Raw genomic sequence first — 15,026 nt, forward strand, 5'->3', positions numbered from 1 at the left:
CTTAGCTGCGCGCGTCGCCGGAGGTCGTGGCGTCGGGCTCACCGGTAGCCACCGCCTCGAGAAAGCCGCGCCCCATCTCAGCCTCGAAGCGCGAAGCGCTGCCCTCCCAGATGATGCGTGCATGTTCGAGCACGTAGACACGGTCCGCCTGCGGCAGCGCAAACCTGACGTTCTGCTCGCCCAGCAGTACGGTAATGGGCGTGGACTTTTGCAGCGAATCCAGCGCTTTCGACAATTGCTCGAGAATCACGGGCGCGAGCCCCAATGTCGGTTCGTCGAGAATCAGCAGCTTCGGCCGGGTCATCAGCGCGCGCGCGATCGCGAGCATTTGCTGCTCGCCGCCGGAAAGCGTGCGCGCGGTTTGGCCCTGGCGCGATTTGAGGATCGGAAAGAGATCGAACAGCCACGACAGCTGTTCGGCGCGCACCGTATCGGCGAGATGATATCCGCCGAGTTCGAGATTCTCGCGTACCGTCATGTCGCCGAATAGCTCGCGCGTTTCCGGGCATTGCACGAGGCCGGCGCGCGAGATCGCGGCTCCGCTGCTGCCGCGCAGATCGCGCCCGTCGAAGCGAATCGTCCCCTTGTACGGCACGAGGCCCGAGAGCGCGTTGAAAAGCGTCGTCTTGCCCGCGCCGTTCAGACCGACAACCGATACGAACTCGCCCTCGCGCACCTGCAGACTGACGTCGTCGAGTGCGCACGCCTTGTCGTAAAGCACACGCACACCGGTCACCTCGAGGATCGTGGGCCTGGCAATGCCCGCGGCTCCGGTGCGCTGGCGCAACTCCAGCTTGCCGCCCAGATAGACCCGGCGCACTGTCTCGTTCTGCATCACTTGTCCGGCGGTGCCCTCGGCGACATGCTCGCCAAGGTACATCGCGAGCACGCGGTCGGCGAGCGCGGACAGACTTTTGACGTTGTGATCGACCAGCAGCACCGCGCGGCCTTCGGCGCGAAAGCCGCGAATCAGCTCGGAAAACGCCTCCGATTCCGCCACCGTCAGTCCCGCGAACGGCTCGTCCACCAGCACGACCTGCGGGTCGCGCGCAATCGCTTTGGCCATCTCCATGCGGCGCAGATCCGCAAATGGCAGTGTCGCGGGATGCCGATGCATGACGGCGGCAAGGCCCACACGCGAGGCAATTTCCTGCGCGCGCTGGTGCACGTGCGGTTCGGCGGCCAGCTTGACGAGCGAATCAGGAAGCAGCGCGAGCTTGATGTGTTCCAGCACCGTCTGCCGATGGAGCGGCCGCGAATGCTGAAACACGATGCCCACGCCCGCGCGCGCGATCCGGTGCGGCGCCCATCCGGCCATCTCCACGCCATTCACCTTGACCGACCCCGCGTTGGGCCGCTCGATGCCCATGATCAGCTTCATGACGGTGGACTTGCCCGAGCCGTTTGGTCCGATCAGGCCAAGGATCTCGCCGGGCCGGATGTCGAAGCCGATATCCTTGACTGCGACGAGACCGCCGAAGCGCTTGGTCAGTCCGCGTACGGAGAGCAGCGGCGTGTCGTTCATTGGCGCTCCCTCGCACGCAGCAGATTGCCGAGCAGACCGTCTGGAAAGAACAGCAGCGCCGCGAGCGCGACCGCTGCGACGACGAATGTGTTGAGCTGGCCGAGCGGGCGCAGAAACTCGCCGGCGACGATCAGGAAGATCGAGCCGAGCACCGCGCCGAGTATCGTGCGGCGTCCGCCGAGCACGGCCGCGATGATGATCTGTACTCCCACGCTGAGATCCACCACCGTGCTCACGGAGGCCGTGCCCTGGTAGAACACCAGCATCGCGCCGGCCACGCCGGAGAAAACGGCGCTGATGCAAAAGGCCACGAGCTTGTGTCGCGTGACATTGAAACCCAGCGCCTGCGCGCCGGTCGCGTCCTGGCCGCTTGCCTGCAGGATCAGACCGACTGCCGAACGCGACAGGCCGAACAGCAGGACGGCGCAAACGATCAGGAATGCGAGCGCGATCCAGTAGTTATGGTTCGCATCGACCGACATCACGTCCGGCACCATCATGCCGATCTCGCCGCCAGTTATGCCCGCAAAGATCACGATGGCGTTCTGCAGCAGCAGCACGGCCACGAGCGTAACCAGCCCGAAGTAAGGACCGCGCAACCGCAGCGCGGGCACCGCCAGCAGCAGGCCGCCCACCAGCGCGACGCCGCCGCCAGCGAGCACGCAAACGGGTATGGGCAGACCCCATCTGGCGTCGAGGATCGCGGCCGAATAGGCGCCGAGTCCGATCAGGAACGTCGGCCCGAAGTTGACCTCGCCGGCAAAGCCGAACAACAGGTCCCACGACATGGCGAACACGCCGAAGTAATACGCAACCGTGAGCACGCCGAGGATGTAGCCCGAAAGCCACCACGGCAACGTCGCCGCCATCGCGACGAGCGCAACGGCGATCCATGCGCCACGCGAACGGAGAAGAACGGACATGGGGGTACGCTCCATTCGCACTGTTAGCGGCGTCCCAGGAAGCCCTGGGGTCTTACATACACCACGAGCACCAGCAGCAGCAACGCGGGCAGCGGCCGCAGGGTCGGCGCGATCAGATAGGCCGTAACGGTTTCCAGATAACCGACGACATACGCGGCCATCAGCGAACCGGACACGCTGCCGAGCCCGCCCAGCACCACAATGGAGAATGCGCCGGCCGTGAGCTGCCCTGCATTGTTGGTGCTCACGCCGAGGAACGAAGCGAGCAGCACGCCCGCGATACCGGCCAGCACCCCATAGATGCTCCACGCGAGAAGATAGATTCGGGAGAGTTCGAAACCGAGCAGCGTGAGACCACGAGGGTTCATCGAAGCCGCGAGCAGCGCCTTGCCTGCGCGCGTGCGGTTCACGAACAGCCACAACATGGCGATCACGACCCAGCAGACCACCGCGATCATGATTTCGTTGAACGGCACGCGCACGCTGCCGACCATCGCCACACCGCTGATCAGCGGGCGCATCGTCACCGGGTTGTCGGTGAAGAGCCACGCCATGCCCTGCTGGATCATGATGCCCCACAGCAGCGTGCCGGTGAGCACGAAGATTTCCTTCTCTTCGCCGGGAATCGCGGCCGAGCGTTGAATGGGCCGCACCACCATCAGGTAGGTGACGAAGGCCGTCACGAGACCCGCCAACACGCCGAGCAGCGTGCCGAGATAGGTGCCAAGTCCCGCCTCGCCCGCGAGCATCCAGCCCATCAGCGCCGCGACCAGCATCACGCCGCCGTGCGCGAGATTCAAGATGCCGGAGACGCCGAAGATCAACGTGAAACCGATCGCGCCCAGCGCGTAGAGGGAACTGATTGCAAAGCCGTCGACGAGAATCTGCAGTAGCAACATGCCCGGCCTTTCATGTTGGTTAAGGTGTCGATGCGTGCGCTGTCCGGGCCTTCGCTATGTGCGGATCCGGACAGTCGCGATCTTCGCGCTGCTAGTTCGCGCTTGCCTGCTGCACCTTCATGAAGGTCGGGAATTTGACCACGCCGTTGGCAATCGACTTGGGCCAGATCGCAACCTGCTTGCCGTTTTGCCATTGCAGGTCGATGCCCGTGATATAGCCGGGCCCGTACTTCAGCGCGTGCGTGAACTGATCGCTCTTGCCGTAGAACTGCCAGCGTCCGATCGTCCCCACATAGTCGGTTTTCTCGAGTGCGTCGACCATCTGGTCCGGATCGGTCGAGCCCTTGTTGCGCTTGATCGCGTCCGCGAGGATGTAGACGAGGTCGTAGCTCGTGAAGCCGCAATACGCCGGAGAAACGCCGAACTTCTTCTGATACTCATCCGTAAATGGTACCGTTTTCGGCGTGATCGCCACGCCCGGCGCCGCGGCCGAGGCCGTGATCACGCCTTCCGTCGCGCCGTTCGTGTCCTTCCAGAAGCTCGTGGTCGTGGCCTGCGAGCTTTGGCCCGACATCGGGATCGGCACCTGCTGGTCGTGCCATTGCACGGTCGGCTGCACGCCAACGTGGCTGATGCCGGTGGTGATCGTGTCGGGGTGCTTCGCCTCGATCTGGTTGAAGATCGGCGTGAAATCGGAAGTGTCAGGATTGAAGCGGATGTGATCGAGCACCTGAAGTCCCGCTTTGGGCAGGCATTCGAGGTAGCGTTCGTCGAGCGGCTTGGTCCACGCCGCGTCCTCGCTCATGACGACCGTCGTTTTCATCTTGAACTGGCCGACCAGAACGTCGTGTGAGAAGTCGCAGATGGACTGTGCGATGAACGCCGACGTCATCCAGCCGTGGAACGTGTACTTGTAGTGGTCGTAGTCGTCGTGAACGTGCTTCGAAATGTCGTTGCTAGCCGCGCCGGGAGTGATGAAGGGCATCTTCAGGCGTGCCGACCACGGCTCCATCGCGAGCGCCACTTCGCTGATGTAGCTGCCGATCACAGCGACTACCTTGTCCTGAGTCGCCGCGCGCTGGAAGGCGCGCACGCCGTCCGAAGCCGATGAATGGTCGTCGTACGCGACGATCTGGATGGGCCGGCCATCGACGCCACCGCTGGCGTTGATCTGGTCCGCGGCGAGTTGCGCCGCCTTGCTGATCGAAGCGCCCGCCACCGAGGATTCTTCGCTGATCACGCCGATCTTGATCGGCTCTGCCGCCGCATGGGCGCCTGCCGCCAGACCTAGCCCCGCCGCTGCCATCCCCGTCGCGACGACGCAATGAAGGTTTCGCCACACATTGTTCCTGGACATCATGCATCTCCGATTCGAAAGGATCGTTGAGCAACACTTGCCCGCCACATCGCAGCATTCGAAGAATGCGCACACAACAATATTCACGGGCCTCGCAGCGCTCAATCGGTACAAACGATGACCGGGTCCCTACGGATTTCATGGTGCAGAGCGGAAAAAATTTTGCCGCCCGCGCCGCCGGACGCGGTTTGTCCATCGTGAGAGCGATGGCTATGGACCGCGAGATTAGCGGCCTTCATCCTCTCGCTCATTCGTCATCCGAAGCATTGTGGCCGCATCGCTTTGCGGGGTTGGTGCGGCGGTTCAATGGACCAACCCGCGCCATGATCAGCTGAGGGCGGTCGCGGCGCGGAAACGGACCACGCGGCAAGTGTGCCTGCGTGCGGGTCCGAACACTACCCGGCAACCCTGCTCGCTGACACATGTACGTCATGATAGGTTGCTGCAATTCCCGCTGCCGCATCTGGCATCTATTTTTCGCAACGCTGCGCGCGATCAAAAAAAAGCGGGGTGGGTTGCTCTGGACTCATCGTACGCATACGCCTTTCCCCTGGAGGAATTCAAGAGCCATGGCTTCAATGATCCAGCGGACGACCCTGTTCGCCTGCCTGCGCGCGGCTTGCGTCGCGGCTTGCCTGTCCGTCGCCGCCCTTGGTGCCCATGCCGCGGATCTCGTGATCGCAGGCCGGGACGACATCTACGGCCGCGGACTCGCGCAGGCGGTGGACGGCTACAAGAAACAGCACCCGGGCGTCGATATCGAGTTGCTGAAGCTGCCGAACAACGACCTGTATCAGAAACTGAAGCTGTCATTACGCGAAAACACGCGCGCCTATGACCTCGTGATGATGGACGACACCTGGTCCCCCGAATTCATCGCCAACGGATGGCTTCAGCCGCTGCCCGCCACGCTCGCGGATGCCGACATGGTGACGTCCACGATCTCCCTCGGACGCACGTCGACGGGAACCTTGTACGCGATGCCGATCGTCGGCAATGTCGAGATGTTCGCTTATCGCAAGGATCTGCTCGCGAGTCGCGGCCTGCAGCCGCCGCGCAGTTGGGACGACGTGCTGAAGATCGCGCAGACCATCGGCACTGCCGACAAGGACGTCTCGGCTGTCGTGTTTCGCGGCGTGAAGGGTAACCCCGTCGTCACCGGTTTTCTGCCGATCCTTTGGGCCTATGGCGGAGAGGTCGTCGACACCAACGGCAAGGTTACGATCGATTCGCCCGAAGCGCTGGCCGCGCTGAAGATGCTGCTCGCCCTGAAGAAGTGGGCGCCGAAGGACGTCGACGTATATGGCGCCGGTGAAGTGCGAGACGCCCTGCAAGGCGGCACGGCCGCGCAGGCCATCGAAGTGTGGCCCGCCTGGCTGCCCGCGCTCGACGATCCGGCGAAGTCGCGCGTCGTCGGCCAGGTCGCGCTGCAACCGCCGCCCGGTCAGGTCAAGGGGCCGGCGCCGATGCTCGGCATCTGGCAAATGGGCATTGCGAAAGATGCGGCACATGCGAAAGTGGCGGCGGATTTCCTCGCCTATCTGACTTCGTCGGCCACGCAAACACAACTGGCCGTGCTCGGCATTCCGCCGACGCGCAAGAGCGTCTTCGTCAATCCGACGCTCGTCAAGCAGTATCGCTGGTACCCGGACCAGCTGAAGGCGCTCGAAGCGGGCCGTGCGCGGCCTCGCGTGAAAGACTGGCAGCAGATCGAGGCGATTCTCGGCGACGCGTTGCAACTCGCGCTGACGGGGCAGGCCGCGCCCGACGCAGCCTTGCATCAGGCGGCGCAGAAGATCGCCCAGGCCAACGCCGCATTGCAGTGAAAGCGGCGGTGACAGCGCAGACAAGCGTGGGAAAGAGTCGATGAGCGGGTTGCGACGTTATCTGCCGCTGATCGTCCTGATGAGCCCAGCCGCCCTCGTGCTCGGCGTGCTGGCGCTCTACCCGATGGCGCGCGTGCTGATCGATTCGTTTTTCTCGGTGAATTACGCGTCGGGGCGTCGCTCGTTCATCGGGCTCGCCAACTATCGATCGGTCATTGCGGACGGCGAGTTCGGCACGAGTTTCGTCAATACGATCCAGTTCATGAGCGTGGCCTCGCTCGCTGAAGTCCTGTTCGGCCTCGCGCTCGCGCTGCTGTTCGTGCGCGGGTTTCCGGGCCGGCGCATCGCCTTGCCGCTCGCCGTGCTGCCGATGATGCTCTCCACGCTCGTGTGCTCCGCCATCTGGCGCAATTGGCTCAATTACCGCGGCTTCCTGAATGCGCTGCTCACGGCGGCAGGTCTGCCGGCGGTGCCCTGGTTATCCGATCCGCACCTCGCACTCTGGTCGCTGATGTTGGTCGATGTCTGGCAATGGACGCCGATGGCATTCCTGATCATTCTCGCGGGGCTGCAGTCGATTCCGCCGGAAATCGCCGAGGCGGCCCGCACCGACGGCGCGAACGAATGGCAGTGCCTGCGATACATCACGCTGCCGCTCGTTGCACCCCACGTCGCCCTCGCGATGCTGCTGCGCTCGATCGACACCTTCAAGCTGTTCGACAAGGTGTACGCATTGACGGGCGGCGGTCCGGGCAATGCCACGCAAACGCTGTCGACGTACATCTACGACACGGGTTTCCGGTTCTTCAACGTAGGACCCGCCAGCGCGGCTTCGGTACTGATGCTGCTCACGTGCGCGGTGCTGGTCTCGGGATACATATGGAAATCGGCCGTCAAGCGCGACCGTTGATGCCTCTCGCACGCTTGCAGGGTTTCGCGCGACGCTCGTCCGCTGCCGCGGTGCGAGGGCTGTTGCGGATCGCTGCGCTGGCGGTGTTGCTGCTGCCGTGCATATGGATGGCTGGCGCGGCCTTCACGCCGACGCTGGAACGCCTCGCCCATCCGCTCGCGTTGTGGCCTTCGGCACCCACGTTCGAGCACTTCGCGGCGGTGTGGGAAAGCGGCATGGCCCAGTCGGTGCTGAACTCCGTGTGGGTCGCGCCAGGCGCCACGTTGCTCGCGCTCGCGCTGGCTTTTCCGGCCGCTTATGCCCTCGCGCGGCTTGCGTTTCCCGCGCGCCTCGATCTGCTGTTCCTGCTGCTCGTGCTGGCACTGAAGCTGATGCCGCCGATTACGGTGGCCGTACCGCTGTTCTCGCTGGCCAAGTGGCTCCATCTGCTCGATTCGCTGTTTGGGCTGATACTCGCCTATCAGCTGTACGCCCTGCCGATGGCGATCTGGATGTTGCTGCCGTTCGTGCGCGACGTGCCGATCGAATTCGAGGAGGCCGCGGCGCTCGACGGCGCGAACCTCGCGCAGCGCATCGTCTTCATCGTCGTGCCGCTGTGCGCGCCAGGTCTCGTTGCCACCGCCATCTTCGTGTTCATCATCGCGTGGAACGAGTTTCTGCTGGCGCTGTTGTTCGTCTCGTCGCCGAGTCATTTCACGCTGCCGCTCGCCATGGCGGGTTATGTGACCGAGAACGGCATCGACTGGGGCGAACTGATGAGCGCGGGGCTGATTTCGTCGGTGCCGACGCTTCTGCTCGCGGGCTATGTGCAGCGCTATCTGCTGCAGGGCTTTTCGGGCGGGTTGAAGTAGGGGGCTCCGACTTCACGCCGCCGCTGCAGCAGACGCTTTGCTTATCCAGAGGTTCTCTTGCGCCCTGCCCTGACTGATCACACCGTTTCACCGGCTGACTGGATGTCGGCCATCGATGGCAGCCGCTTGCTGTCCGCACTGACGTTGCCGGGCAGCCATGACACCTGCGCCTACACGGTCGATGACCGGCTCGCGCGCACGCAGCATGCCACGCTCGACGATCAGTTGCACCATGGCGTGCGGGTCCTCGACATCCGCTGCCGCCATGAGCATGATCGCTTCGCGATTCATCACGGCGGCATCTCGCTGGGTCTGACTTTCGACGATGTGGTGCGGACATGCGCTCAGTTTCTCGCGCTTCACCGCGGCGAATGTATCGTCATGTCCGTCAAGGACGAATGGCCCGCGCGCGACTGCGCCCGCGCGTTTGCCGCGACCTTCGAATGGTATGTGGAAAGACATGCGGAGGTGCGCTGGCGGCTTGCTTCCGGGCGGCCGCGGCTGGAGGCGGTACGCGGGAGCATCGTGCTACTGCGGCGCTTCGCGAGTGAAGAGCCGCTCGGCATCGACCTGACAGTCTGGCCCGACAATGCGACGTTCGAGATCGACGTCGTGCCGACGCCATTCACCATTCAGGACGAGTTTCGCGTGCCGGTGCCGACATCGATCGCTTACAAATGGCGCGCCATCGATTCACTGTTGAACCTCGCCCCCGCTCTGTGCGGCGAGCGGTGGGTCATCAACTTTTGCAGCGGCACGGGGATGGCGGCGGCGCCGGTCGTCGTGGCGTGTGGCGATACACGGCATCGCGGCATTCACGAGCAACTTGCGGAGCGACTCGCGGCTCGTCCGGAACCAGGCGGCACAATGATGCTCGACTTTTGCGACTGGCAGGACTGGCGCCTCGTTGATGCTCGACTTTTGCGACTGGCAGGACTGGCGCCTCGTTGATGCGTTGATCGACTGCAACTGGAGCCGATAAGGTTTCGCTGCGGGTATGACGTTGCCCGCGAACGTCAGCGTGGTTCCTTGTTTGCCTGAGGCTGCCGCGGTGGCGGTTTCGATTCTTGTCCGCGTTGCGCCGGTTCACGCGTACAGGCGTCCGGCGGCGTGACATAAGGAACGTCGTCGCGGCAACACGCATAGATCGGAAACCCATACGCGTTCGTGCCGACGATGGTCGTTGGCCCGTGCAGCGGGCACACCGCCTTCATGGCGCCCCCTTGAAACTCATCGATCAATCGCTTCCATCTTACGCTCGCGTGCGAACGGTGTTTCATGTGCGCCTGCATTGCCTTCGAAACCCGGTCCCGTTCACCGCCGCCGACACGCATTCGCTATGCGTGCCGCGCCGCAGCGTTCGCCCTTCTCTACAGCACGCGCCGCGGACGAGCGACGCTGCCTGGGCAGCCGCCCCCTCGTGCAGCGAGCCGGCCGGGCCCAGGCAGGAGTGTCTGACAGGGTCGGCTGAATTGTCCTTTTCTTGCATAATATGCAATGATGCATCCGGTGGTGCTCACTGCAGTGTCCTGTCATTTCGGCCATTTTCGTGACATTGTTGGGGTGCTCTGCGAAGCAATCGGAGAGCGCACTCATCATCGCTGGCCATTCGCGTCCTTCGTTCGGACGTTCAAACGTCGACTTAGCTCGACTACGCCCCTGACAGCCGACCTTTCTGGATAGGGGTATTCACCTAGCCTTTCTTCTCAAAAATTTAACATTTCGAAGTTAGAATTAACCTTCTAAAATCGATTGTTATGTCATTTCATGACAGTTGAAATAGAGGGCGAAGCATCCGGTCAGTGGCACGGCAGGACTGACGAGGGTTATGGCCAACCGATCGGCCGCGACCCGATGATGGACACCGTGTCGTCATTCGACTGTTGAATACCGACGATCAGAAGTGCGATCCGGGCCGAACTGGTTTTGTGGTGTTTATTTAGTCTTACTTATAACACTTTTGCTCCGGAATCCTCTCCGACCGAGCACATTCATTGCGCATGTCGTCTCCGGGGCAAGCGGGTTCGAATTCAATTCAGGGAGAAGCAATGAAAGACCTTTCGTCCGAAGTTTTGCTGAAATTCTGCCGAACGAATGCGTCGATTTTTCTTTCGCTCGCCAGCGAAGCGTTTGAAGGGCACAGAAACTCGCCGCCCTGAACCGGCAGGCGAGAAACACCATTCGGGGCATCTGGAATCTTTGAGCAGTGCGCCGGCGCGGCATATCGCCGCGAGCTGACGCACCCGGCTCCATTCGCGCAATACCACAAGCCTGTAAAAACCCGCGCAGTTCAATCAATGCCGCAGCCGTTCCTCCCTCGACGCTGGAGGCGGCAGCGCATTGTGGCAAAGCGATGGCGGGTATGCGAGACGGCCATTGGGTATTCACGATCCTCGCAGACGTTACGATCACGGATGGAAAGGATGACGAAACGAATCGTAGTAGTAACGGGCGGCATGGGCGGCCTTGGAGAAGCGATCAGTACGAAACTGCACGACGCAGGGTATGCGGTGGTAGTCACGCACTCGCCGAACAACACCGGTGCGGACAAATGGCTGGCTGACATGGAAACTCAGGGCCGGAGCTTCCGCGCTTACCCGGTCGATGTGGCCGACTACGACTCATGCCAGCGTTGCGCGGACAAGATTCGGGCGGAGGTCGGCCCGGTCGACATCCTGGTCAACAACGCGGGGATCACCCAGGACATGACTCTCAGGAAGATGGACAAGGTGAACTGGGATGCGGTCATTCGCACGAACCTCGATTCGGTCTTCAACATGACCAAGCCGCTGTGCGAAGAGATGGTCGCACGAGGCTGGGGGCGCATCGTCAATATTTCGTCCGTCAACGGTTCAAAAGGCTCGGTCGGCCAGACCAACTACGCCGCGGCCAAGGCCGGCATGCACGGCTTCACCAAGTCGCTAGCACTGGAAGTGGCACGCAAAGGGGTCACCGTCAACACGATTTCGCCGGGCTACCTGGCCACCAGGATGGTCACCGCGATTCCACAGGAGATCCTCGATACGAAGGTCCTGCCGCATATCCCAATGGGCCGTCTCGGCAAGCCCGAGGAAGTCGCGGCGCTCGTGCTCTATCTCTGCTCGGACGATGCCGGCTTCGTGACCGGCTCCAATATCGCGATCAACGGCGGCCAGCACATGCAGTAACGCGACACACCGCGCCGGTACGCCCCGGAACATCGGACGAAACGGCGTGAACCATTCACGCAACACCGCTGTGCTTCCATGAGAGGAACGTGTCATGAGTGAGACCTGGATGGGCCTGATCATTGGGGGCTCGTCCCTCGGCATCGCAATGCTGATGGTGATTGATCACTATCGCCGTGAGCGCAGACGGGCACGACTGCTACGACATCTGGATCAACATGAGTGGTGGCATCAACCGCGCGGGCGAATGTAGGTGCATCGTTCGTGCCAGTAACAAATCAGATACATCGAGAGGGCTGAAGAATGACACCGGAAACCACCGGACAACTAAAGGCCACAGGCCATCAGATTACGGTTCGTGCGAGGCGCGGCTGCATGCGGGTCGCCGCAGTGTGGCAGGTATTGATGCCGGTCGCAGATGCCATCGAGGACGTACGGATTACGAGCAACCGTAAACGTGACGTCGAAGACATGACGATCGCGTTTGCCGACAGGCTCTCCGGATCGCTGCACACCGTTCTCAGGCAGTTCGAGACGATGCCTTGGGTGGCCGCCGCGGAGCTTTGCTGAACGCCGGGGCCGTGCCGCTTGCAATGGGTCGCGTCGCCACGCGACCCCGCGCGCGTCATGCTACCTGGCCCGCCAGGTAGCTGACGGGTGCGCGCCCCGCATGGGTTGTTTGGCACGAACCGGCCAATTGAAGTCGGACGTATACGACCGGACCCAGCCGCTCACCACCTGAGAGGAGTGGATGAAAACAACAATCAAGAAAGGGCCCCCGGACAGGGAGAGCCCCTATACACCCCTGACCGCTGGAGATGCGATTTCCCATCTCGAACGGATCCTGTCCTCCGATGGCGCGGATTCGCTGTTCAGCCGGACCTACTGGCGCGCGCGTGTTCAGCAGGTGAGCGCTACTCAAGGACTGACTCCGCAGCAGCAGGCAAGGCTCGTGAAGTTGCTCGAGTCGCTCCCGCCCCCGGTCCCAAGCGAAGAATCGTGCTAGGGCCTGTTCACTTTTCGACCTCGCTACATCGTGGAGATTCGGGCGCAACTCGATTGGCAGGCGGCCGCCGGCTCGGACAGCCAATCGCCAAGCCGCGGACGTACGCCGTCCGCGATGGATCAGAGCTGATCGTCGACATCCAGCAGCCGATCCTCCACATGCAGGTCTTCGGCGCACTCTCCCCGCAAGGGCAGCTCACCGCCTTCCGCTCGGAGTCGATCGCGGACCATTTGGCAGAGGCGTTCGCGCACGAGGATACGTTGTGCCGTGTCCATCTGCGCGTAACGCTGAATCTGCGAATCCGAAAAGTGGAGTGTGAACACGCATCGCGCATCCAGCGTCGTGTCGCCATGTGACTCGACGACCCAGGAGGCCTGGATGAAGAACGTCCGGCCGTCGTCGTAGCTGCTGATCGCGGGCGCCTTCGGCGACTCGAATAGTGTGGAAAGAGCCAGTTCGATTTCTTCTACGCGCTGGTTCAGATCGATGTCTTTCATTGAAAGTCCTCCTTGCGGTCGAGGGCCCGGTTGTGTGGGATCGGGCGTCGTCGTGACCGCGGGTTCGCTCGACGCTGCGCCCGAGTCGCCCGCTGGCACGACGGCGCTCGCGTGTCAGCACTATGCGTGCCGGCTTTGCGCCTGGCCCCGCCGAATTGATGAATCGATGAATACGCGAGCAAGAACTGTGTCCGGCTGCCGTTGGCCGCCCGATGAAGAGGCAGCGTGCTTCGGCTGAAGCCGTCGAAATCGCTGGCGCGTCCCGAAGTGGGCGCGCGGCTCGTGAAGCAAAGCGCGGACTCCGACCGTGCCGTCGAACAGATCGTCGGGTTGCAAGCCGAAGGCCTCCGTAGTCAGGCTATCCAAACCCTGAACGAGGAGCTGCTGACGATCTACATCGGTTACACGGCGACACTCGAGGACATCAACCAGTTTCAGGTCGCCGGGACAACGATGGCCACCGCCGCCATCACGGACATCGCCCAGAAGAGCTGTTTGATATTGGCCTGCCTGGGCGCGGCGGTCCTTGCCATGAGCGTTGGTTTCGGCTGGGTGATCACACGCAGCATCACACGCCCGCTCGCGGAAGCCTTCAAGGCTGGCATCGTCGGTCACACGCGTCGTTTTAGCGGACGGATCTGGCTCGATGGCAAGGACGTCACCGCATTCAAGCCGCACCGGCGCGCGCCGGCCGGCATCGGCTGGGTACCGCAGGAACGCAATATCTTCAAGTCGCTGACGGTCGAAGAGAACCTGACGTCGATCGCCGTGTCCGGTCCGTGGGATCTGGCTCGCATCTACCGGATGTTCCCGCGCCTGCAGGAGCGCCGCGCCAATATGGGCAACCAGCTCTCCGGCGGCGAGCAGCAGATGTTGGCCATCGGCCGCGCGCTGATGCTCAATCCCAAGGTGCTGCTGCTCGACGAGCCGCTCGAGGGCCTCGCGCCGATTATCGTGCAGGACTTGATGCGCATCCTCTCGGAGATCATCCGCGAAGGCCTCTCAGTGATTCTGGTCGAGCAGAACGCGCGCAAGGCGCTGGGCATCACGCACAACGCCGTGGTGCTCGAGCGCGGCTCGGTCGTTCATTCGAGTACGGCGGCCGAGTTGCTGGCCCAGGATCACAAGATCGATACCTTGCTGGCCGGGAAAACCAGCGTGCACGCCGGAGCACTCTCCCGTCAACCGGGCTACGCCGCGAAAGTCGCTACCGCCCTGTTGAACGCATCCGGTCTCGCGACATTCATCCCATGCGACGCACCGTCGATCGTTTCGCGTTCGGCAAACTCGATCCACTGTTCGAGCTTGTCGACCGTATTGCGGAACATACGGGGACTTTTCTGGCCGTCGATCAACAACGTACGGCACTTGATATCGCGCGCGACTCCCGGCGTATAGGCGGGAAGCGGATCGAGCAACTGCTTTGGCAGCGTGAGCGCGTTGTCGAGCGCCATGCGACGAAAGCTCTCCGGGCTTTTGTTCCAGAACCCCGGCATGCTCACCGAGTCGACGAACATCGACAAGCCGGCGTCGAACTCGCCCCGCTCGATCAGTTCCGCGACCCGTGCGCGCAACACGTTGGTCGCCGGCGGCATGAACGCGGGCTGCCCCCTCGGTTCGGTTTGCAGCGGGCCGCCGGGATCGGCTAGCGTCAGCGTTTTCACGAGGCGCGGAAATTCGCGCGCGAGATGGAAAGCCACGCACCCACCCCGCGAGTGACCGACCAGATGAACGGGAGCAAGGTCGAGCGCCGTGATGAATCCGGCAATTTCCTCGACGTGCGCCTCCCAACTGAAGTCGCTGTGTCCAAATGCATCGATCTCGGGCCAGTAATGGCTCAAGCTCGGCGCGAAGCAGCGAAACCGGCCCGACAGGGAGGCCATCTGGGCGTCCCAATAGCGATAGTCGCAAAGCGAGCCGTGCACGAACACCATCGGCTCGCCGCGCCCGGACTCGACATACGGTATCGCAAGACTCGATGCGGTGGTCACAAACGATGGCGCGGACGCGCCAAAGGCCGAGGCCAGAATCGATGGGCTGGTACGTGCATTCATCACAGGGCTCC

The 15,026-nt window shown here is 62.7% G+C and carries 13 protein-coding genes and 1 pseudogene; 8 read left to right on the forward strand and 6 right to left on the reverse strand.

Features of this window, described 5'->3' with window-relative positions:
• Nucleotide 1: 1 nt before the first annotated feature.
• From OKW30_RS01810 to OKW30_RS01825, 4 genes are all read right to left on the reverse strand, one after another.
• A complete protein-coding gene (locus tag OKW30_RS01810; protein ID WP_429345808.1) occupies nt 2-1,525 on the reverse strand; it encodes an ATP-binding cassette domain-containing protein in 1,524 nt (507 codons plus the stop codon).
• Nucleotides 1,522-2,448 (reverse strand): branched-chain amino acid ABC transporter permease, encoded by a 927-nt coding sequence (locus tag OKW30_RS01815; protein ID WP_187613388.1) that lies wholly within the window; start codon nt 2,446-2,448, stop codon nt 1,522-1,524. Before OKW30_RS01815 ends, OKW30_RS01810 begins: the two co-directional genes overlap by 4 nt.
• 23 nt (nt 2,449-2,471) lie before the next feature.
• A complete protein-coding gene (locus OKW30_RS01820; RefSeq protein WP_184069609.1) occupies nt 2,472-3,347 on the reverse strand; it encodes a branched-chain amino acid ABC transporter permease in 876 nt (291 codons plus the stop codon).
• 91 nt (nt 3,348-3,438) lie between these two features.
• Nucleotides 3,439-4,704, reverse strand: a complete 1,266-nt coding sequence (locus tag OKW30_RS01825; RefSeq protein ID WP_187615613.1) for an ABC transporter substrate-binding protein — start codon at nt 4,702-4,704, stop codon at nt 3,439-3,441.
• A gap of 569 nt (nt 4,705-5,273) precedes the next feature.
• Here OKW30_RS01825 and OKW30_RS01830 point away from each other — a divergent pair.
• From OKW30_RS01830 to OKW30_RS01860, 7 genes are all read left to right on the forward strand, one after another.
• The gene (locus tag OKW30_RS01830; protein ID WP_184069604.1) at nt 5,274-6,530 is read left to right on the forward strand and encodes an ABC transporter substrate-binding protein; all 1,257 of its coding nucleotides are present in this window, start codon (nt 5,274-5,276) and stop codon (nt 6,528-6,530) included.
• A 40-nt stretch (nt 6,531-6,570) separates the two neighbouring features.
• Entirely contained in the window at nt 6,571-7,440 is an 870-nt protein-coding gene (locus OKW30_RS01835) for a carbohydrate ABC transporter permease (protein WP_184069602.1), read from the forward strand.
• Nucleotides 7,440-8,291 carry a carbohydrate ABC transporter permease gene (locus tag OKW30_RS01840; protein WP_184069600.1) on the forward strand — a complete coding sequence of 284 codons (852 nt, stop codon included), beginning with the start codon at nt 7,440-7,442 and terminating at the stop codon, nt 8,289-8,291. Before OKW30_RS01835 ends, OKW30_RS01840 begins: the two co-directional genes overlap by 1 nt.
• A gap of 102 nt (nt 8,292-8,393) precedes the next feature.
• Nucleotides 8,394-9,242 carry a phosphatidylinositol-specific phospholipase C gene (locus OKW30_RS01845; protein ID WP_429345809.1) on the forward strand — a complete coding sequence of 283 codons (849 nt, stop codon included), beginning with the start codon at nt 8,394-8,396 and terminating at the stop codon, nt 9,240-9,242.
• Nucleotides 9,243-10,714: 1,472 nt separating this feature from the next.
• Nucleotides 10,715-11,458, forward strand: coding sequence for an acetoacetyl-CoA reductase (phbB, locus tag OKW30_RS01850; protein ID WP_184069596.1), 744 nt, complete (start codon nt 10,715-10,717; stop codon nt 11,456-11,458).
• A gap of 303 nt (nt 11,459-11,761) precedes the next feature.
• Nucleotides 11,762-12,028, forward strand: coding sequence for a hypothetical protein (locus OKW30_RS01855; RefSeq protein WP_184024008.1), 267 nt, complete (start codon nt 11,762-11,764; stop codon nt 12,026-12,028).
• Nucleotides 12,029-12,209: 181 nt separating this feature from the next.
• On the forward strand, nt 12,210-12,464 hold the full coding sequence (locus OKW30_RS01860; RefSeq protein WP_090810919.1) for a hypothetical protein: 255 nt from the start codon (nt 12,210-12,212) through the stop codon (nt 12,462-12,464).
• A 119-nt stretch (nt 12,465-12,583) separates the two neighbouring features.
• On the opposite strand, the gene OKW30_RS01865 is transcribed toward OKW30_RS01860, so the two are convergent.
• Nucleotides 12,584-12,961: a DUF3022 domain-containing protein gene (locus tag OKW30_RS01865; protein ID WP_184069594.1), complete on the reverse strand. Its 378-nt coding sequence runs from the start codon at nt 12,959-12,961 to the stop codon at nt 12,584-12,586.
• Between the two features lie 603 nt (nt 12,962-13,564).
• On the opposite strand from OKW30_RS01865, the pseudogene OKW30_RS01870 reads away from it, so the two are divergent.
• Nucleotides 13,565-14,107: pseudogene (locus tag OKW30_RS01870) on the forward strand (ABC transporter ATP-binding protein); the annotation flags it as partial.
• A 44-nt stretch (nt 14,108-14,151) separates the two neighbouring features.
• Here OKW30_RS01870 and OKW30_RS01875 read toward each other — a convergent pair.
• The gene (locus OKW30_RS01875; protein WP_429345810.1) at nt 14,152-15,015 is read right to left on the reverse strand and encodes an alpha/beta fold hydrolase; all 864 of its coding nucleotides are present in this window, start codon (nt 15,013-15,015) and stop codon (nt 14,152-14,154) included.
• Nucleotides 15,016-15,026: the final 11 nt, after the last annotated feature.

Source organism: Paraburkholderia sp. Clong3 (assembly GCF_050436485.1).
Taxonomy (GTDB): Bacteria; Pseudomonadota; Gammaproteobacteria; order Burkholderiales; family Burkholderiaceae; genus Paraburkholderia; species Paraburkholderia tuberum.

Coding starts and splice junctions, on each gene's coding strand:
- OKW30_RS01815 (WP_187613388.1), bottom strand. CDS start 2,448: ATGTCCGTTCTTCTCCGTTCGCGTGGCGCATGGATCGCCGTTGCGCTC.
- phbB (WP_184069596.1), top strand. CDS start 10,715: ATGACGAAACGAATCGTAGTAGTAACGGGCGGCATGGGCGGCCTTGGA.
- OKW30_RS01820 (WP_184069609.1), bottom strand. CDS start 3,347: ATGTTGCTACTGCAGATTCTCGTCGACGGCTTTGCAATCAGTTCCCTC.
- OKW30_RS01845 (WP_429345809.1), top strand. CDS start 8,394: ATGTCGGCCATCGATGGCAGCCGCTTGCTGTCCGCACTGACGTTGCCG.
- OKW30_RS01840 (WP_184069600.1), top strand. CDS start 7,440: ATGCCTCTCGCACGCTTGCAGGGTTTCGCGCGACGCTCGTCCGCTGCC.
- OKW30_RS01810 (WP_429345808.1), bottom strand. CDS start 1,525: ATGAACGACACGCCGCTGCTCTCCGTACGCGGACTGACCAAGCGCTTC.
- OKW30_RS01830 (WP_184069604.1), top strand. CDS start 5,274: ATGGCTTCAATGATCCAGCGGACGACCCTGTTCGCCTGCCTGCGCGCG.
- OKW30_RS01825 (WP_187615613.1), bottom strand. CDS start 4,704: ATGTCCAGGAACAATGTGTGGCGAAACCTTCATTGCGTCGTCGCGACG.
- OKW30_RS01835 (WP_184069602.1), top strand. CDS start 6,571: ATGAGCGGGTTGCGACGTTATCTGCCGCTGATCGTCCTGATGAGCCCA.
- OKW30_RS01865 (WP_184069594.1), bottom strand. CDS start 12,961: ATGAAAGACATCGATCTGAACCAGCGCGTAGAAGAAATCGAACTGGCT.
- OKW30_RS01860 (WP_090810919.1), top strand. CDS start 12,210: ATGAAAACAACAATCAAGAAAGGGCCCCCGGACAGGGAGAGCCCCTAT.
- OKW30_RS01875 (WP_429345810.1), bottom strand. CDS start 15,015: ATGAATGCACGTACCAGCCCATCGATTCTGGCCTCGGCCTTTGGCGCG.
- OKW30_RS01855 (WP_184024008.1), top strand. CDS start 11,762: ATGACACCGGAAACCACCGGACAACTAAAGGCCACAGGCCATCAGATT.